Annotated in this window: 16 protein-coding genes and 2 pseudogenes; 10 read left to right on the top strand and 8 right to left on the bottom strand. The window is 57.7% G+C overall.

The window, feature by feature from the left end:
* The 6 genes and pseudogenes from ALO43_RS31555 to ALO43_RS18305 all read left to right on the top strand — a co-directional run.
* On the top strand, nt 1–537 hold a 537-nt coding region (locus tag ALO43_RS31555; protein WP_235812543.1), incomplete at its 5' end, for an IS5 family transposase.
* 128 nt (nt 538–665) lie between these two features.
* Nucleotides 666–1,343: pseudogene (locus ALO43_RS18320) on the top strand (type VI lipase adapter Tla3 domain-containing protein); the annotation flags it as partial.
* 25 nt (nt 1,344–1,368) lie between these two features.
* Nucleotides 1,369–1,476: pseudogene (locus ALO43_RS30280) on the top strand (PAAR domain-containing protein); the annotation flags it as partial.
* A 43-nt stretch (nt 1,477–1,519) separates the two neighbouring features.
* Nucleotides 1,520–3,061 carry a type VI lipase adapter Tla3 domain-containing protein gene (locus tag ALO43_RS29170; protein WP_083492199.1) on the top strand — a complete coding sequence of 514 codons (1,542 nt, stop codon included), beginning with the start codon at nt 1,520–1,522 and terminating at the stop codon, nt 3,059–3,061.
* A 36-nt stretch (nt 3,062–3,097) separates the two neighbouring features.
* Nucleotides 3,098–3,613: a hypothetical protein gene (locus tag ALO43_RS18310; RefSeq protein WP_054997883.1), complete on the top strand. Its 516-nt coding sequence runs from the start codon at nt 3,098–3,100 to the stop codon at nt 3,611–3,613.
* Nucleotides 3,614–3,708: 95 nt separating this feature from the next.
* Nucleotides 3,709–4,038 carry a hypothetical protein gene (locus ALO43_RS18305; RefSeq protein WP_053931493.1) on the top strand — a complete coding sequence of 110 codons (330 nt, stop codon included), beginning with the start codon at nt 3,709–3,711 and terminating at the stop codon, nt 4,036–4,038.
* Nucleotides 4,039–4,110: 72 nt separating this feature from the next.
* Here the strand turns inward: ALO43_RS18305 and ALO43_RS18300 are convergent, their stop codons facing one another.
* Both ALO43_RS18300 and ALO43_RS18295 read right to left on the bottom strand, forming a co-directional pair.
* A complete protein-coding gene (locus tag ALO43_RS18300; RefSeq protein WP_005890204.1) occupies nt 4,111–4,941 on the bottom strand; it encodes a mechanosensitive ion channel family protein in 831 nt (276 codons plus the stop codon).
* A 101-nt stretch (nt 4,942–5,042) separates the two neighbouring features.
* Nucleotides 5,043–5,522 carry a YajQ family cyclic di-GMP-binding protein gene (locus ALO43_RS18295; protein ID WP_005890203.1) on the bottom strand — a complete coding sequence of 160 codons (480 nt, stop codon included), beginning with the start codon at nt 5,520–5,522 and terminating at the stop codon, nt 5,043–5,045.
* Nucleotides 5,523–5,693: 171 nt separating this feature from the next.
* On the opposite strand from ALO43_RS18295, the gene ALO43_RS18290 reads away from it, so the two are divergent.
* Genes ALO43_RS18290 through ALO43_RS18280 form a run of 3 tightly spaced genes read left to right on the top strand, consistent with a single transcriptional unit; the run spans nt 5,694 to nt 9,289 of the window.
* Nucleotides 5,694–6,614 (top strand): putative 2-dehydropantoate 2-reductase, encoded by a 921-nt coding sequence (locus ALO43_RS18290; RefSeq protein ID WP_053480856.1) that lies wholly within the window; start codon nt 5,694–5,696, stop codon nt 6,612–6,614.
* Between the two features lie 44 nt (nt 6,615–6,658).
* On the top strand, nt 6,659–8,695 hold the full coding sequence (locus ALO43_RS18285; protein ID WP_005890200.1) for a sensor histidine kinase: 2,037 nt from the start codon (nt 6,659–6,661) through the stop codon (nt 8,693–8,695).
* A 15-nt stretch (nt 8,696–8,710) separates the two neighbouring features.
* On the top strand, nt 8,711–9,289 hold the full coding sequence (locus ALO43_RS18280) for a cob(I)yrinic acid a,c-diamide adenosyltransferase (protein WP_005890198.1): 579 nt from the start codon (nt 8,711–8,713) through the stop codon (nt 9,287–9,289).
* Nucleotides 9,290–9,518: 229 nt separating this feature from the next.
* On the opposite strand, the gene ALO43_RS18275 is transcribed toward ALO43_RS18280, so the two are convergent.
* The 4 genes from ALO43_RS18275 to secA all read right to left on the bottom strand — a co-directional run bounded on the left by ALO43_RS18275 (nt 9,519) and on the right by secA (nt 15,238).
* Nucleotides 9,519–10,469: a Nudix family hydrolase gene (locus ALO43_RS18275; RefSeq protein ID WP_054997882.1), complete on the bottom strand. Its 951-nt coding sequence runs from the start codon at nt 10,467–10,469 to the stop codon at nt 9,519–9,521.
* A gap of 2 nt (nt 10,470–10,471) precedes the next feature.
* The gene (locus ALO43_RS18270) at nt 10,472–11,098 is read right to left on the bottom strand and encodes a glutathione S-transferase family protein (protein WP_024691034.1); all 627 of its coding nucleotides are present in this window, start codon (nt 11,096–11,098) and stop codon (nt 10,472–10,474) included.
* Between the two features lie 71 nt (nt 11,099–11,169).
* A complete protein-coding gene (gene argJ, locus ALO43_RS18265; RefSeq protein WP_024691035.1) occupies nt 11,170–12,387 on the bottom strand; it encodes a bifunctional glutamate N-acetyltransferase/amino-acid acetyltransferase ArgJ in 1,218 nt (405 codons plus the stop codon).
* 109 nt (nt 12,388–12,496) lie between these two features.
* Nucleotides 12,497–15,238, bottom strand: a complete 2,742-nt coding sequence (gene secA, locus ALO43_RS18260) for a preprotein translocase subunit SecA (RefSeq protein WP_005890186.1) — start codon at nt 15,236–15,238, stop codon at nt 12,497–12,499.
* A 305-nt stretch (nt 15,239–15,543) separates the two neighbouring features.
* On the opposite strand from secA, the gene ALO43_RS18255 reads away from it, so the two are divergent.
* Entirely contained in the window at nt 15,544–16,005 is a 462-nt protein-coding gene (locus tag ALO43_RS18255) for a DUF721 domain-containing protein (protein ID WP_024668819.1), read from the top strand.
* 110 nt (nt 16,006–16,115) lie between these two features.
* Here the strand turns inward: ALO43_RS18255 and lpxC are convergent, their stop codons facing one another.
* Together lpxC and ftsZ are read right to left on the bottom strand one after the other, a co-directional pair.
* Nucleotides 16,116–17,027 carry a UDP-3-O-acyl-N-acetylglucosamine deacetylase gene (lpxC, locus tag ALO43_RS18250; RefSeq protein ID WP_054997881.1) on the bottom strand — a complete coding sequence of 304 codons (912 nt, stop codon included), beginning with the start codon at nt 17,025–17,027 and terminating at the stop codon, nt 16,116–16,118.
* Between the two features lie 112 nt (nt 17,028–17,139).
* Nucleotides 17,140–18,327 carry a cell division protein FtsZ gene (gene ftsZ, locus ALO43_RS18245; RefSeq protein ID WP_005890179.1) on the bottom strand — a complete coding sequence of 396 codons (1,188 nt, stop codon included), beginning with the start codon at nt 18,325–18,327 and terminating at the stop codon, nt 17,140–17,142.
* Nucleotides 18,328–18,415 lie beyond the last annotated feature (88 nt).

Here is an 18,415-nt window from a genome sequence, read left to right as displayed (position 1 = left end):
ACCAAGAACGAGGAAGGAAAACGTGATCCCGAGATGCATCAGACCAAGAAAGGTAACCAATATTTCTTTGGCATGAAGGCGCATATCGGCGCCGACGCCGAGTCGGGACTGGTTCATCATGTTCATGGCACTGCGGCCAATGTGGCCAATGTGGCCGATGTCACGCAGGTCGCCGAGCTGTTGCGCGGCGAAGAAAACGCGGTGTATGCAGACGCTGGATACATAGGTGTCGAGAAGCGTAAAGAGCATGAAAATCGTGAGGTCATCTGGCAAATCGCGGCGCGGCGCAGCACGTATTCCAGGTTCAATAAACGCAGCGTTCTCTACAAGGCCAAGCGCAAGATCGAGTACTGCAAAGCTCAGACACGCGTCAAGGTTGAGCATCCATTTCGTGTAATCAAGCGTCAGTTTGGCTACGTGAAAGTGCGCTTTCGTGGGCTGATGAAAAACACAGCTCAGCTGACCACGCTGTTCGCCCTGTCGAATCTGTGGATGGCTCGAAAACAGCTGATGGGTATGGGTGAGTTGCGCGTTTAACACGGAAAACCGGGCGAAAAAATGCCCTCAACGCACGCTGCATCATTCGATTTTCAGAAAATAACGCTGTTTGCCGAGTGAGTTTTCGACTTGCCGCTGACGCGCAGCAAGTTGATCGGAGCATCCCTAAGGGCGTTGTAATTCCACTAGCTCCCGGCACCATGTCCACCGCCTACTGGCAATCCCAACTCCCCACGCTCTGGAAAACCATCAGCAACCGTGGCCCTGGCAACTTCGAGCCCTCCCCTTGGCTGCCGATCCGCTGGAATCAGCATCAGGTCAAGGAGTTCGATGCTGCGCCGGTGCTTGGCTATCTGCATCGTCCGATCAAGGCCTCCATGCAGGATGAAAACGGCAAGCGTCTGAAGCCGGCCTTGCAAGCCAAAGCCTTGCAAGCCGCCTGGATTCAGGCGCTGGACACGCTGCCCGAAGGTCAGAAACCTGTGCGGGTGTTCTACGACAGCACCAACAACCCGGAAGCCGAAATCGCCCTGAACAACGCCCTGCACGACCTGAATAAAGACGGCCACGGTCTTGAACTGGGCAATGTCGAAGAGGGTTACGACATCGGTCGCCGTCTGGGTAATACCGGGGTAAGCGGTGCGCTGGTAGAGATCAACCTGGCGACCATCGCCAGCTACAAGGAAGGCGGCGTCAGTGCGGTGGTCTACGCAGGCACCGATGGTAGCCTGACCGTACAAATGGTCCGCCCGCCCGATGAAGCACGCAAGGCGAAAAACAGCCAGAACCGTGGCGCAGACCCGTTCACCTTCGGCTCGCCAACCGGCGGGGCACCTGCAGAGTGAGCTATCCCGTCTGTCTGGGCGACACCACCCCACCCGAAAGCTGAACGGCATCCCGGTGGTGCTGCACGGCCATCGACTGGCGTGCGGCTGTCAGGGTGTGGCCAGCCATGCCATGAATGTGCAAGTGGTCTAGAAATTTGTGATCAGGTCATGCAACGGAAGCACAGGAAAACGATATGGAGTTGCGTGAGATAAGCTCGGTGACGCGCTGGGGTATCGTAGGAGTTTTGGGCACTGTACTTTTGACTTTTAGTGGTCACTGGTGGGGAAAGGCCATTGCCGGCGAAAGAAACGAGCTAGCTAACTATAAGACCCAAGCCATTCGTCAAAGTGAAGAAAAACAGTCTATACAAAAACGGACTTATTCATTAGAGATACGCGGGATCGGGATTGGAATACATCAAGACTACCAATCAACCATTTGGGAGTTCATCAAAAAGAAAAACAACAATTTCTCATCAATATATTCGCAAAATCCAAATGATTATAAAGCTTCACTTTCGTCTCGAGAGAGCTCAAGCGGAATTAAAATACGTGTTGCTTTTCAGCACTCAGCAGGTGAATCGGTAGCGTATTGGCCAGTTCCAGTATTCGCTCTAGGACCACCCAACCCATACAAAAAACCTTATCGAGCCGCAAACCTTATCAACTCCGGTCGTAATAAAGCGACCCTAGGAGTAACTCAACTCCTCTGGCAAGACGATGAAAGTACGACCCACGCACAAGCCATGATCGAAAGAATGTTTCTGTTTTTCGAAGATAACCCTAAGGTTCCGCAGGCGTTGATAGCTAGTCAAGACGGAGATATCACACGAGATATTTATCGTAAAAGTGGTACTCCCGGACTACCCAAAAATGCTCAGGTAGTCCCCACTGTATTCGAGAGCATGACAGGACTACTGGTCACCCGATCCGACAGGGTAGATATTTATATTCGCCCCTATGCGACAACCGAGCCAGAGGACAACCAGAACAAAGATACCGACCTAGGAAAACTTTGGGCTTTCTACTGGGATCGGGACAAGGCATTTATGGACTGGTACAGAACTACCGAGAAAGCCAAGGGCGTTGAAACCCCATATGCCCCCGGCACCATGTCCACCGCCTACTGGCAGTCCCAACTTCCCACGCTCTGGAAAACCATCAGCAACCGTGGCCCTGGCAACTTCGAGCCCTCCCCTTGGCTGCCGATTCGTTGGAATCAGCATCAGGTCAAGGAGTTCGATGCTGCGCCGGTGCTTGGCTATCTGCATCGTCCGATCAAGGCCTCCATGCAGGATGAAAACGGCAAACGCCTGAAGCCTGCCTTGCAAACCAAAGCGCTGCAAGCCGCCTGGACACAGGCGCTGGACACTCTGCCAGAAGGGCAAAAACCTGTGCGGGTGTTCTACGACAGCACCAACAACCCGGAAACCGAAATCGCCCTGAACAACGCCCTGCACGACCTGAACAAGGACGGCCACGGTCTCGAACTGGGCAATGTCGAAGAGGGTTACGACATCGGTCGCCGTCTGGGTAATACCGGGGTCAGCGGTGCGCTGGTAGAGATCAACCTGGCAACCATCGCCAGCTACAAGGACGGCGGCGTCAGTGCTGTGGTCTACGCGGGTACAGATGGCAGCCTGACCGTACAAATGGTCCGCCCGCCCGATGAAGCCCGCAAGGCCAAGAACAGCCAGAACCGTGGCGCAGTCCCGTTCACCTTCGGCTCACCTTAGATATCACCGCACTCTCAATCGGAACAAGGAAGAAATATGTACACGCGTTTTTGTAAGGCCGTTGTAGGTATGCATTTAGTCGCCGGGATTGTTCTGTTAGCGGGCTGTACGCAAGAGTCAGTATCCCCGTGTGACGAGCTGATTGGTGACTACGCTACAAAGCCTAAGAGTCAGCCGAAGATTCGTATCGAGAAAAGCGACGAGAAATTCTTGCTCACGAATAGCGAATCCGGCACCCAGGTCAGCGAAGCACTCACGCCGTTACCCACCGCCGAAATAGTGGAAATATTTGAAGGCAGGATAGTCCCGCCTCGCTGTATTCTCACCGCTGATGGCATCAAGATAATGAAGCTTCCCGCAGGCAGCGGCATTAATCCCACAGAGGACCCCGATCGGAAACTTTCGCAGTATCCAGAGCCTACTCCCTTCCTAATGGGCATATCTGCGGGAGTCGCGGCTGTATTGGGTCTTTACCCTGTACCTCATCAAGAAAAACTCAAGGATATCGACGAGGACGATGAGGAAGACGACGGTTACATTTACAGTAAATAGCGCACAGCTCGTGCCGGTATGCCGAAAGGTATGTTCGTAACCAACAGCTGACGAAACACCCGAGCGTCGATGTCGAAAATATTCATGGAGCAAAAATGAATACAGTCTGCAAAGGAAGCGCTGGGCGTCACGCTCTGCTTAGCATTATGGGTTTAGTTGTATGGCTGCCTATTATTTCTATCGCATTGCTGTTCGGTGCGGTGCGCCTGGCCACAGGGTTGGGTGAAGGGATACTGGTAGTTGCCGCTACACTCGGTTTACTAATGAATGCAGAGGTCGTCGCGACCCTTATTTTCTTCATCTACGCATGCTGTGCAAAACCATGGCGATTTTCAAAAAAATGGCGACTCAGCTTTCATATCCATGCGCTAGCCGGAGGTATGACGACACTTTTAATTGTCGCCTTGGAAATAGCCTTTTCCTGACCCGGCCACCTAAAGAAAAGCCCCGACTCTCACGAGCCAGGGCTTTGGATTTGCCAGAAAAGCTGTCGACAATTACTCCTGAACCACCCGCACAATCCGTTGCGGCAACGGGATTTCGATGCCTGCGTCCTTCAGGCGGTCACGTGCTTCGATGTTAAACATCGACGTCACGTCGCCCATGTCGCCCGTGGTGGTCCATACGCGCAGCGATAGCGTGATCGCGTTCTCGCCCAGTGCAGCGACCACAGCCTGCGGGGCCGGATCCTTGAGTACGCGGGGGTCGTCGGCCATGTCCAGCAGGACCTGCAGTGCTTTCCTCAAATCCGCATCGTGGCTGACGCCGATATCGAAGGTGATCTTGCGGGTCGGCTGACGATTGGTGTTGGTGATGATGCCGTTCGACAGGTTGCCGTTGGGAATGATCACGGTACGGTTGTCGCCGGTACGCAGGACGGTGTGGAAGATCTGGATGTTGTCGACGGTTCCCGATACGCCCTGAGCTTCGATCCAGTCGCCGATGCGAAATGGACGGAACAGTAGAATCAGCACGCCGCCTGCAAAGTTCGCCAGGCTGCCCTGCAACGCCAGACCGATGGCCAGGCCAGCGGCACCGATAGCGGCCACGAACGAGGTGGTTTCGACGCCGATCATTGACGCGACACTGACCACCAGCAAAATTTTCAGGATGATGTTCGCCAGGTTGCTGACGAAGCCCTGCAGGGCCAGATCAGCGTGGCGCAATGCCAACAAGGCACCAAGCTTGCCGGTCAACCGGTTGATCAGCCACCAGCCCAGACACAGTGTTACCAGAGCCAGCAGCAAACGGCTGCCGTATTCCATGATCATCGGAATCCACGCCTGCGACGCTTGCCACAGATGACCGACTTCAGCATTCAAATCCATCGTTACCCCCATTATCCGTTACGAACCAACATCAAATCGCGCCCACGGCGATTCGGACCGACCGGGAAACGCAAGGGTTCCCCGCAGCCCATTACTTATGTTCAGTCACGGAAGTTGTTGAATTGCAAAGGCATGCCCGAATCGTAGGCACGCAAGACGGCAATGGCTTCTTGCAGGTCGTCGCGTTTTTTGCCGGTCACACGGACTTGTTCGCCTTGAATGGCGGCCTGCACCTTGAGCTTGGCTTCCTTGATATGGGCGACGATTTTTTTCGCCAGTTCTTTGTCGATGCCTTCGCGCAACGTGGCTTCCTGTTTCATCAGTTTGCCGGACGCATAGGCGTCTTTGACTTCAAGGCACTTCGCGTCGACCTTGCGCTTGACCAGCGCCAGCTTGAGGATTTCGATCATCGCTTCCAGCTGGAAATCGGCTTCGGCGGTCAGCGTGACGGTCAGTTCCTTGAACTCGAACGTGCCTTTGCCTTTGAGGTCATAGCGACGGTCCAGCTCTTTGATGGCGTTGTCGACGGCATTCGTGACTTCGTGTTTATCCAGTTCGGACACTACGTCGAACGAGGGCATGTATGTTCTCCAGGTAAACGGCGTGCGCACAACAATCACGCACGCATGACTTGACGGTATGAAAGAACGCTCATTATAACGAGACTTTCCCTGCGTTCACTGTGAGCCTTGCATGCACATCCCTGTTTTCATGTTCAGCAGACCGTCTCAGCCCCTGATTGTGCCGTCCTGATGGCCGTGACCTGGCATATCCTTGGCGCAGGCAGTCTGGGCAGCCTGTGGGCAGCGCGACTGACGCGGGCAGGCCTGTCGGTGCGCCTGATACTGCGTGATGAGGCGAGACTGGACGTCTATCAGGCTGCTGGCAGCTGCGTGACGCTGATCGAAGGCGACGTGGCCCAGGCTTACCCGGTCGAGGCGCAGACTGCCACGCACCGCGAGCCTGTCGAGCGTCTGCTGGTCGCCTGCAAGGCCTATGACGCTGAACAAGCCGTCGCACAGCTGGCTTCACGCCTGACGCCTTATGCCGAAGTGATCCTGCTGCAAAACGGGCTGGGCAGTCAGGACGCGGTTGCTGCGCGGGTTCCCCATGCGCGCTGCATTTTTGCCTCGAGCACCGAAGGCGCATTCATGGAATCGGACTGGCGCGTCAGGTTCGCCGGGCACGGTTTTACCTGGCTGGGCGATGTGTCGAACCCGGCTGCGCCGGCACTTCTCCAAGACATACGCGCCAGCGGCATTGCTCACGAATGGACGCCAGACATTCTCACCCGCCTGTGGCGCAAGCTGGCGCTCAATTGCGCCGTCAACCCGCTGACAGTTTTGCACGCATGCCGTAATGGCGGCCTGCTGGAGCACGGTTGCGAGGTCATGACACTCTGCGCCGAGCTGGCCAAACTGCTGGAATGCTGCGGCCAGCCAGCCGCGGCGCAAGGGCTGCACGATGAGGTGCTGCGCGTCATCCACGCGACAGCCGCCAACTACTCGTCCATGTATCAGGATGTCGCTCATGGGCGACGAACCGAAATCAGCTATCTGTCGGGATACGCCTGTGCGGCGGCCGCTCGCCATCACTGCCCGGCACCTCACCTGCAGCAATTGCAGACGCGTCTGACAACCCATCTGGCAAGCAAGGGTTTGCGTACCGACTAGCCCGCGCTACCCTGCTCGCACCACCCGTCAATGCGACCTGCCCCATGCCTTTGCGCCAACGCCTGGAAAACCTGCCAGTAGGTCAGAAACTGCTGGCAGCTCTGCTGATCCTGATGACCACTGTGCTGCTGGTTGCCAACCTGACCTTCATCAGCGCCGCCTATTACATCTCTCAGGAAGCGATGGCTCCGCAGGCCTTGCAGACCATTGGCCGACTGATCAGCAGCGCCAACCTCAACGAGCGGGCCCTGTACTCGCCCAACGAGGCGCGCGCGCTGCTCAAGGAGCTGAGAAGCTACGGGCCTTTACGCGCTGCAGCGCTGTACGACAATGACGGCGAGCGGCTCGAACAGATGCATCAGGGTGAAAGCCTTGAGCTGCCGAAGCACTTCAACGACCTGGAAAGCTGGCGCCTGACCGAGTTTCGTAGCACGCAGGTCATCACTGTGCCCAAGGGCGACGAGCCGCCGGGGCATCTGTTGCTGGTCGCCAGCAGCGAGCTGCCACCTGCGTTCTACACCGGTACGCTGACTGCCAGCCTGGCCATTCTGGTGTTCAGCGTGTTGCTCTGGCTGGTGGTGGCACGGCAGATACGGCGCCTGATCACCGAGCCTATCGACCAACTGGAAGAGCTGTCGCGGCGCGTCACCCGTGAAGAAAACTACGCTTTGCGCGCAGCGCCCGGCAACGAGGATGAAATCGGCAGTCTGGCTGAAGCGTTCAATACCATGTTGTCGCGTATCGAGGCGCGTGAGCAGCAACTCAAGCGCGCCCGTGACGACTCTCAGGAAGCCTACGATCAGGCCCAAGGGCTGGCCGAGGAAACCCGTCACACCAATCGCAAGCTGGAGCTGGAAGTTCAGGTGCGCAGCAAGATCGAGAAAAAGCTCACCGGCTTCCAGAACTACCTCAACAGCATCATCGACTCGATGCCCTCGGCCATGATCGCGCTGGATGAGCAGCTTTACGTGACCCAGTGGAATCAGGAAGCCACGGCGCTGTCCGGCACTACGCTGGACGAGGCGCTAAACCAGCCGATCTTCTTGGCCTTCGAGCCGATGCGCGCTTTTCTGCCGCAGATCAAGCACACCGTCGAGCGGCACAGCGTGACCAAGATCGAGCGGGTCACCTGGATCAAGAATGAAGAGGCGCGCCACTACGCGTTGACGTTCTACCCGCTGACCGGTGATGCCGGGCGTGGGGTGGTGATCCGCATCGATGACATCACCCAGCGTATTTCGCTGGAAGAAATGATGGTGCAGTCGGAAAAGATGCTGTCCGTCGGCGGTCTGGCGGCGGGCATGGCACATGAGATCAACAACCCGCTGGGCGCCATCCTGCATAACGTACAGAACATCCGCCGGCGCCTGTCCCCGGAATTGCCGAAGAACATCGAGCAGGCCGAAGCGGACGGCATTGACCTGACAGTAGTCAATCATTATCTCGAAAGCCGTGAAGTGCCGAAGCTGCTCGATGGCATCCAGCAAGCCGGTGCCAGGGCGGCGAAGATCGTCAGTCACATGCTCAATTTCAGTCGTCTGAGCAGCCGTCAGCTGTCGCCCTGCGACCTGCCGGGGCTGATCGACCAGGCGGTGGAAATTGCCAGCAACGACTTCGACCTGACCATCGGTTTCGACTTCAAGGGCCAGCACATCATCCGCCAGTTCGACAAGAACCTGGGGCCGGTGCCGTGTATCGCCAACGAGCTGGAACAGGTACTGCTGAACCTGCTGAAAAACGCTGCCCAGGCCATTCACCAGCGACCGGAAAGCGAAGAGCCGGGGCGTATTATCCTGCGCACCCGCCTCAACCCGCCCTGGGCCGAAATTCAGGTTGAAGACAACGGCATCGGCATGTCGGAAAACGTTCGCAAACGCACATTCGAGCCGTTTTTCACCACCAAGGAAATTGGCCAGGGCACCGGACTGGGTCTGTCGGTGTCGTACTTCATCATCACCAACAATCACAAGGGTCAGATGGAGGTGCAGTCCTCCCTCGGCATGGGCACCTGCTTTACGCTGCGTTTGCCGCTGATAGCCAATCAGACAAACGTTCAGCAGCAGGTTATTTCGAAGTCTTGATCAGGAGCCACATCAATGGGCTTTCGTTTGTCGAAAATCTACACACGTACCGGCGACACCGGTGAAACCGGGCTTGGCGACGGTCGCCGGGTGTCCAAGGACCACCCGCGCGTCGAGGCCATCGGTGAAGTCGATACGCTCAACAGCCAGCTCGGCCTGTTGCTGGCGGGGCTGATCGATGAAGCTCAGCGTGTTCCGGCGCTCAATGAAGTGATTGAAGTGCTTGCGCCCTGCCAGCACCGCCTGTTCGATCTGGGCGGCGAGTTGGCGATGCCGACTTACAAGGCCCTGAACAGCGCAGAAGTTGACCGGCTGGAAGCGGCGATTGATGTGTGGAATGAAGAATTGGGCCCGCTGGAAAACTTTATTCTGCCCGGTGGCTCAACGCTGATCGCCCAAGCGCACATCTGCCGCAGCCTGGCGCGCAGTGCCGAGCGCCGTTGCCAGCATCTGAATGCGGTAGAACCACTTGAGGGCGCCGGGCTGGCGTACATCAACAGGCTGTCGGACCTGCTATTCGTGGCAGCGCGCCTGATCGCCAGAAGACAAGGTATCGCAGAGATACTGTGGCAGCCTGCACCCAAGCCGGTCTGAGTGGCGCCACGAGGCTTATCGTTCGATGCTCCACGTGGCAAGGCCTTTCATGATGCTCTGCGTCTGCTGTTGGGTGTGCGTTGCGGCGCATATTTGCGGCGCGGAGCGTCACCCACGGCACTCCCGCGCTGGAGCGTGAGGAACGATAGGTGTCTGGACCGGAACACCTATCGTGCCCACGCTCCGCGTGGGCACGCCGTTCTGGGCGCTCTGCGTCCTCTTCTGAGAATCAGAGGATCTCGTCAGGCCAGAACGCGCGGATTCCTGCCACGCCCTGTGCGCCGCTTTCCCAAGCCTGCTTCAGCTCCGCAGGGCCGACACCGCCCAGCAGAAAGACCGGCTTGTTGAAGCCTGCGATCAAGCGGGTCGCCTGATCCCAGCCCAGTGGCTGTGCATCTGGATGGGTCAGGGTTGGCTGAACCGGTGACAAGGTGACGAAGTCCACGCCCATCTGTTCGGCCAAGGCCAACTCTTCGGCGTCATGACAGGACGCCGCCAGCCAGCGGTTCTCGGGGAACGGACGGCCACGGCTGGCATATTTACGCAGCTGCTCCGACGTGAGGTGCCAGCCAGCGGAAGGAAAGTCGCCCAGCCACTCCAGAGGGCCTTTGAGCATGAGTTGCGCCTTGCCCGCACATAAGCCTGCCGCATCAACCGCCAGATCGCGATATTTCGGGTCATAACCACCTGGCGCTCGCAACTGGACCAGCTTGATACCGCCCGCTATAGCCTTTTGCATGCCGCGCAGCAGTTCGATGTTGTCCAGACCTTCAGGCGTGATCAGATACTCGCCGGGCAAACAGGCTGCCGCCACGATGGGCTGGTTGGCTGCCGGAAACTCGTAGTCCGGCAGCTCACGCGAGGTCGCCCAGACCAGCGGCTGCCCTTCGACACCCTGCGGCTCGCCAGTGAATGCCGACACTTCCCAGACATCCAGCAACACCTGCTTGTCAGGGTAATCGTGGCTGACCTTGATCAGCGGACGCGCTGACGTCACGGCAATGCCCAGCTCTTCCTGCAGTTCACGTGCAAGCGCCGCCTCGACGGTCTCGCCCGCCTCGACCTTGCCGCCTGGGAACTCCCAGAGGCTGCCTTGATGCTGACTGTCGGCGCGTCGGGCGATCAAAACTTTGCCGTCAGCGCCACGAATGACGGCGGCGGCCACATGAACTCGTTTCACGATCAGGACTCCTCCAGACCGGCCTGCTGCCAGCGTTTGAAGGCAGGCCATTGGTAGATGGTTTCGATATAGGCCAGCGCATCAGCCGGCAACTCGACGTGATAGCTGCGCAAGCGAATCGCCACGGGCGCAAAGAACGCGTCGGCGATGCTCGGTTTACCGAACAGAAACGGTCCGCTTTCGGCTGAAGCGGCCCGGCACTCGGCCCACAGCCCGATCATGCGATCAATGTCGTGCTGAGTGTCGACCGGAATCACCTCCAGCGCCTGGTCCTGACGCAGGTCCATAGGCATATTCGAGCGCAGGCTGGCAAAACCGCTGTGCATCTGCGCACAGGCCGAGCGAGCCTGGGCGCGAGCGGCGATGTCGCGTGGCCACAGGTCGGCGTCTGGGAAGCGCTCCACCAGGTATTCACAGATGGCCAGCGAATCAATGATGATGCCGTGCTCGCACTGCAACGCGGGCACTTTGCCGGTTGGCGAATACTTGAGAATGTTGTCGCGGGTGTCAGGCTGGTTCAGGCGAATGACCTGATCGGTGAACGGCGCACCGGTCATCTCCAGCACAAGCCAAGGGCGCAGCGACCAGGAAGAATAGCGTTTGTCGCCGATAATCAGATGCAGGCTAATGGTCAAGCTCCTTTGAGTTCAGCGAAGGAAGCCCGGCGCAACGGCAAGATGACTGCGCGCCGGACAGTGGATCAGGTGCGATATTCAGCGTTGATCTTCACATATTCGTGCGAAAGGTCAGTGGTCCAGATGGTTTCGCTGCAATCGCCACGGCCCAGCTCGATACGGATAGTAATCTCCTCTTCGGCCATGACCGCAGAGCCCTGTTCTTCAGTGTAGGTGGTGGCGCGACAGCCCTGGCTGGCGATGCATACGCCACTTAGGAACACGTCGATCTTGCTCACGTCGAGGTCAGGCACACCTGCACGACCGACCGCCGCCAGGATACGACCCCAGTTGGGGTCCGATGCGAACAGCGCAGTCTTGATCAGTGGCGAATGAGCGACCGCGTAACCGACGTCCAGGCATTCCTGATGATTGCCACCGCCATTGACTTCGACAGTGACGAATTTGGTCGCGCCTTCGCCGTCGCGCACGATGGCCTGAGCCACGTCCATGCACACATCGAACACGGCTTTTTTCAACGCTTCGAACAACGGCCCCTTGGTTTCAGTGATCTCGGGCAGGTCGGCCTGACCGGTAGCGATCAGCATGCAGCAGTCATTGGTCGACGTATCACCGTCGATGGTGATGCGGTTAAACGACTTGTTGGCGCCGTCACGAATCAGGTCCTGCAACACGCTTTGCGACACTTTGGCATCGGTGGCAATGTAGCCGAGCATGGTTGCCATGTTCGGACGAATCATGCCTGCGCCCTTGCTGATGCCGGTCACGGTGATGGTCACGCCATCGTGAGTGAACTGACGGCTTGCACCCTTGGGCAGCGTGTCGGTGGTCATGATGCCTGTGGCGGCGGCGGCCCAGTTATCCACCGACAGATCATCGAGCGCGGCTTGCAGCGCGCCTTCAATCTTTTCCACAGGCAGAGGCTCGCCGATCACACCCGTCGAGTATGGCAGCACCGCCGACGCATCAACGCCGGTCAACTGCGCCAGCGCCTCACAGGTACGGCGTGCGGCCACCAGACCAGGCTCACCGGTGCCAGCGTTGGCGTTACCGGTATTGGTCAACAGGTAGCGCACGCTGCCCTGCACGCGCTGTCTGGCCAGAATGACCGGCGCGGCGCAGAACGCATTCAGGGTGAAGACACCGGCAACGCTGGAGCCTTCGGCACAGCGCATGACCACGACGTCCTTGCGCCCCGGACGCTTGATGCCGGCAGAAGAAATGCCGAGTTCAAAACCGGGAACCGGGTGCAACGCAGGCAAAGGACCAAGACCAACAGCCATCGGGGTGCTCCTCATGGAGTGTGGCGCCGTCCACAGTGGTACGGCTATCAATGAAAAAACGCCGCGACGGGCAAGCCGGTCGCGGCGCAGGTATTACACAGTCAAAGGCTTAGTTGATCTGGCCGTGACAGTGCTTGAATTTCTTGCCAGAGCCACACCAGCACAGCTCGTTACGACCCAGTTTCTGATCGTTGCGCACAGGCTCGGAAACAACAGCTACTGGCGCTTCGCCGCCTTCTTCGTCCAGGAGCGGCTGATCGATACCCGGCGCAGGCGCGTGCTCGAACTGCATGCGACTGGCCAGCTCTTCGGCTTCGCGACGCTGGCGTGCCTCTTCTTCCTCTGGATCTTCGCGACGGACCTGAACGTGCGAAAGCACACGGATAGTGTCGCGCTTGATCGAGTCCAGCAATTCCTGGAACAGGGTGAAGGACTCGCGCTTGTATTCCTGCTTCGGATTCTTCTGAGCGTAGCCACGCAGGTGAATACCGTGACGCAAGTGGTCCATGGTCGACAGGTGATCTTTCCACAGGTCGTCCAGCACACGCAGGAGGATCTGCTTCTCGAAAGAGCGCAGGGCTTCGGCGCTGGCCTGATCTTCCTTCTCGTTATAAGCCACCAGCAACTGCGCCATGATCTTCTCGCGCAGGCTGTCTTCGTGCAGGTTGTCGTCTTCGTCCAGCCACTGCTGAATCGGCAGTTGCACGGCGAAGTCGGTGTTCAGGGAAGCTTCCAGGCCAGCGACGTTCCACTGCTCTGGCAGGGACTGGGGCGGAATGTGCTGACTGATGAGGTTGTTGAGGACTTCCTCGCGGAAGTCGGCAATGGTCTCACCGATGTTTTCAGCGGCCAGCAACGTGTTGCGCATGTGATAGATCACTTTGCGCTGCTCGTTGGCCACGTCATCGAATTCGAGCAGTTGCTTGCGGATGTCGAAGTTGCGACCTTCCACCTTGCGCTGCGCTTTTTCGATAGCGTTGGTCACCATGCGATGTTCAATGGCCTCGCCGGACTGCATGCCCAGCGCCTTCATGAAGTTCTTCACCCGGTCAGACGCAAAGATGCGCATCAGGCTGTCTTCAAGCGACAGGTAGAAACGGCTGGAACCGGTGTCACCCTGACGACCGGCGCGACCGCGCAGCTGGTTGTCGATACGGCGCGATTCGTGACGCTCGGAAGCGATAACGTGCAGGCCGCCAGCTTCGATGACCTGCTGGTGGCGCTTCTGCCAGTCAGCTTTGATCTGCGCGATCTGCTCAGGGGTCGGGTCTTCCAGGTTGGCAACTTCAACTTCCCAGTTGCCGCCCAACAGGATGTCAGTACCACGACCAGCCATGTTGGTGGCGATGGTTAGCGCACCCGGACGACCGGCCTGGGCAATGATCTCAGCTTCTTTTTCGTGGAACTTGGCGTTCAGAACCTTGTGTTCGATACCTTCCTGGTTGAGCAGACTGGACATGTGCTCGGAAGTTTCGATGGTCGCTGTACCCACCAGAACTGGACGGTTTTCCGCCAGGCAAGCCTTGATGTCGGTCACGATGGCTGCGTACTTCTCTTCCGCAGTCAGGTAAACGAGGTCGTTGAAGTCCTTGCGCGCCAAAGGCTTGTTCGGCGGAATGACCATCACAGCCAGGTTGTAGATCTGGTGGAATTCGAACGCTTCGGTGTCGGCTGTACCGGTCATGCCGGACAGCTTGTTGTACAGACGGAAGTAGTTCTGGAAAGTGGTCGACGCCAGGGTCTGGCTCTCGGCCTGAATATTCAGGCCTTCCTTGGCTTCGATGGCCTGGTGCAGGCCTTCGGACAAACGACGGCCCGGCATGGTGCGACCAGTGTGTTCGTCAACCAGCAAAACCTGACCGTCCGAGACGATGTACTCGACGTTGCGGTTGAACAGCTTGTGCGCACGCAGGCCGGCATAGACGTGAGTCAGCAGGCCAAGGTTATGCGCCGAATACAGGCTCTCGCCTTCAGCCAGCAGGCCGACTTCGGTGAGCATCTCTTCGATGAACTGGTGACCGGCTTCGTTCAGTTCGACCTGACGGGTCTTCTCGTCAACGGTGAAGTGGCCCGGTTTGGTGACCTCGCCTTCCACTTCCTCGATGTGCTGCTCGAGCTTGGGGATCAGGCGGTTGATTTCGGTGTACAGCTTGGAGCTGTCTTCGGCCTGACCGGAAATGATCAGCGGCGTACGCGCTTCGTCGATCAGAATCGAGTCGACTTCGTCGATTACGGCAAAGTTGAGTTCGCGCTGGAACTTGTCGTCCATGCTGAACGCCATGTTGTCGCGCAGGTAATCGAAGCCGTATTCGTTGTTGGTGCCATAGGTGATGTCGGCAGCGTAGGCGGCGCGCTTCTCTTCCGGTGGCTGGAATGGCGTGACGATACCTACGGTCAGACCGAGGAATTCGTACAGCGGACGCATCCAGTTGGCATCGCGACGAGCCAGGTAGTCGTTCACGGTTACCACGTGGACGCCCTTGCCGGACAAGGCGTTGAGGTACACGGCCAGGGTGCCGACGAGGGTTTTACCTTCACCGGTACGCATTTCCGCGATCTGGCCTTCGTGCAAGGTCATGCCGCCGATCAACTGAACGTCGAAGTGGCGCATGCCCATCACACGCTTGCCCGCTTCACGAGCAACGGCGAACGCTTCCGGCAGCAATTGATCGAGCGTCTCGCCTTTGGCTATGCGGGCCTTGAACTCTTCGGTCTTGGCGCGCAGTTGCTCGTCCGAAAGGGCCACCATTTGCTCTTCGAAGGCATTGACGATCTGTACCGTCTTGAGCATGCGTTTGACTTCACGCTCGTTCTTGCTTCCAAAAAGTTTTTTCAACAAAGGCGCAAACATATCGACAGGATCTTCCACACATAGGAATGGAGGGCGGCCCCGTGAGTCGCCCGTGCAGCCCAGATGGCCGCATGCGAACGAGCATTCTACCCGGAAACGATGGTGAGGAAAGTGGCGTTATTCCACGATGCTGGCACAGCGCTGTGACGGGGCAGTTTTACAATGGGGCCATTTTCAAGCACTTCAACCCGCAATTCGGGGAAGTTACTCATTGATTTGCATATGAAAGCACGGAAATGCCTTCAAAAGCAGCCGCCAGAATGCTTTCTGTTAACATGTTCATCTTGTTACTCAGGCAATCCCTCATGGCCTTTCGTCCTCTGAATGCCCGCCCACCTGCCGTTTTGCTGCGTGAAGCCAAGCCGCTCAAGGCCATCTTTCGTCACGCAGAACGCCTCAGCCATCTGCAGCGCTTGCTCGAAAGTCAGCTTCAGCCTGCGGCGCGGGAGCATTGTCACGTGGCCTCATGGCGGGAAGGTTCCTTGTTGCTGATCGTGACGGACGGTCATTGGGCGACGCGCTTGCGCTATCAGCAGAAACGCCTGCATCGGCAACTGATTGCCTTTGACGAGTTCATCAACCTGACTCGCATTGTCTTCAAGGTTCAACCGCCAGAAGCGCCACGCGGCGCTGCCACGCACACCATCGACCTGTCGATGGTCGCGGCTGAAAACATTCAGGCCACTGCCGACAACATCACCGACCCCAAGCTGCGGGCAGCACTCGAGCGGCTGGCCAGCCACGCCCGAGACAAGAAAAAGCCCTGAGCGCACTGAAAGAACCGGTTGTCAGCCTGACGTTTTCGGAAAAAAACCCATAAAAAAAGGCCACCCGAAGGCAGCCTTTAAAATACAAAAGGAAAGAGAGTAAAGCTTCCTTACACGGCCGCTACAGGGCGCATGTAAGAAATAGGTACAGTACTGGCATCCTCGAAGGTCACCACTTCCCAGGCGTCTTTCTGCTCGATCAACGTGCGCAAAAGACGATTGTTCAGTGCATGCCCCGACTTGAAGCCCCGGAACTCCCCGATCAGGCTATTGCCGAGCAGGTAGAGGTCACCGATGGCGTCCAGGATTTTGTGTTTGACGAATTCGTCCTCGTACCGCAGGCCGTCTTCGTTCAATACGCCGTCCTTGTCGACCACAATGGCGTTTTCCACGCTGCCGCCGAGTGCGAGATTGTGCTTGCGCAGGTACTCGATATCACTCATGAACCCGAAGGTCCTGGCACGGCTGACTTCCTTCACGAAGGAAGTGCTGGAAAAGTCCACGCTTGCACTTTGAGTGCGGTCGCGGAAGACGGGGTGATCGAAATCGATCTCGAAACTGACCTTGAACCCTTCGAAAGGCACGAAAGTAGCGCGTTTACCGCCCTCCTCCACTGAGACTTCACGCAGGATCCGGATGAATTTCTTCGGCGCGTCCTGTTCTTCCAGGCCTGCCGATTGAATCAGGAATACGAAGGGGCCTGCGCTGCCGTCCATGATCGGGACTTCGGAGGCAGAGAGCTCGACGTAGGCGTTATCGATGCCAAGGCCAGCCATGGCCGAGAGCAAGTGTTCCACCGTGTCAACTTTGACATCACCATTGACCAGTGTGGTCGACAACGTGGTGTCACCGACATTTTCCGCACGTGCAGGTATCTGCACGACCGGATCAAGGTCAGCTCGGCAAAACACAATGCCGGTATTCACAGGTGCGGGCTTGAGGGTCAGGTAAACCTTCTCCCCGGAGTGCAGGCCTACACCTGTGGCACGGATAATATTTTTCAGGGTGCGTTGTTTAATCATGGCATGGGCCGCTTCAGCGCAAGTTGCGAACTGGTATCAACAAAGGCTGGCGATGATAGCAGACCATGCCTTTGCTGAACACCAATCACCCTAATACCCCTGATACATTTCATCAATCGGCCTGACGACGCAGGAAAGCCGGGATGTCCAGGTAATCGAGATCGTCGTTAGGATTCATCTTCGCGGCTGCGGTTGCGCCTGCGTGTGCCTGATTGCGCATCACGGTAGGACGGTCCAGATCACGATAATTGACCGATGGAGCTTCCTGACGGGCAGCTTGCTGGGCAGGCGCCTGCTGGGTGGTCTGCATCGTGTTGTCGATCACCTTGACTGGCTTCTCGATTTTCGCGCCCAGGCCGGTAGCAACCACAGTCACGTGCAACTCGTCACGCATGTCCGGATCGATAACGGTACCGACCTTGACCATCGCGTGCTCGGAAGCGAACGCTTCGATGATGCTGCCCACGTCGGAGTACTCACCCAGAGACAGGTCAGGACCGGCAGTGATGTTGACCAGGATGCCGCGAGCGCCCTGCAGGTTGACGTCTTCGAGCAGCGGGTTGCGGATGGCTGCCTCAGTCGCTTCACGTGCACGGTTAGGACCGCTGGCGCAGCCAGTGCCCATCATCGCCATACCCATTTCGCTCATCACGGTGCGAACGTCGGCGAAGTCGACGTTGATCATGCCCGGACGCTTGATGATGTCGGAGATACCGCGAACGGCACCGGCCAGTACATCGTCAGCCTTGGCGAAAGCCGACAGCAGGCTGGCGTCCTTACCGAGGATGGTCAGCAGCTTCTCGTTGGGAATGGTGATCAACGAGTCGACGCTTTCGGACAGCATGCGGATGCCTTCATCGGCGATCTGCATACGCTTGCGACCTTCGAACGGGAACGGACGGGTCACGACTGCGACCGTCAGAATGCCCATTTCCTTGGCCACTTCGGCAATGATCGGTGCTGCACCGGTACCGGTACCGCCGCCCATGCCAGTGGTGATGAAAACCATGTTGGTGCCCTGCAGGACTTCTGCAATGCGCTCACGGTCTTCCATGGCGGCCTGACGACCGACTTCAGGGTTGGCGCCAGCGCCAAGACCTTTGGTCACGCCTGTACCGAGTTGCAGGATGGTCCGTGCGCCAATGTTTTTCAGCGCCTGAGCATCAGTGTTGGCGCAGATGAATTCCACGCCTTCGATGTTGCTCTTGACCATGTGATTGACAGCGTTTCCGCCACCACCGCCTACACCGATTACTTTAATGACCGGGCTTTGCGGGACGTTGTCTACGAGTTCGAACATTTTCTCTCTCCTTCCGCTTTCTAGTTAGTTTTGCCTACTGCCTGCCGATGTTGCTTTTGTCGCCCTGAATCTTTGAAAACCTTGAAAC

This window comes from Pseudomonas tremae, from assembly GCF_001401155.1.
Classification (GTDB): domain Bacteria; phylum Pseudomonadota; class Gammaproteobacteria; order Pseudomonadales; family Pseudomonadaceae; genus Aquipseudomonas; species Aquipseudomonas tremae.
Note: the sequence above shows the minus strand (reverse complement) of the source record. Positions and strands in the feature narration are given on the sequence as shown.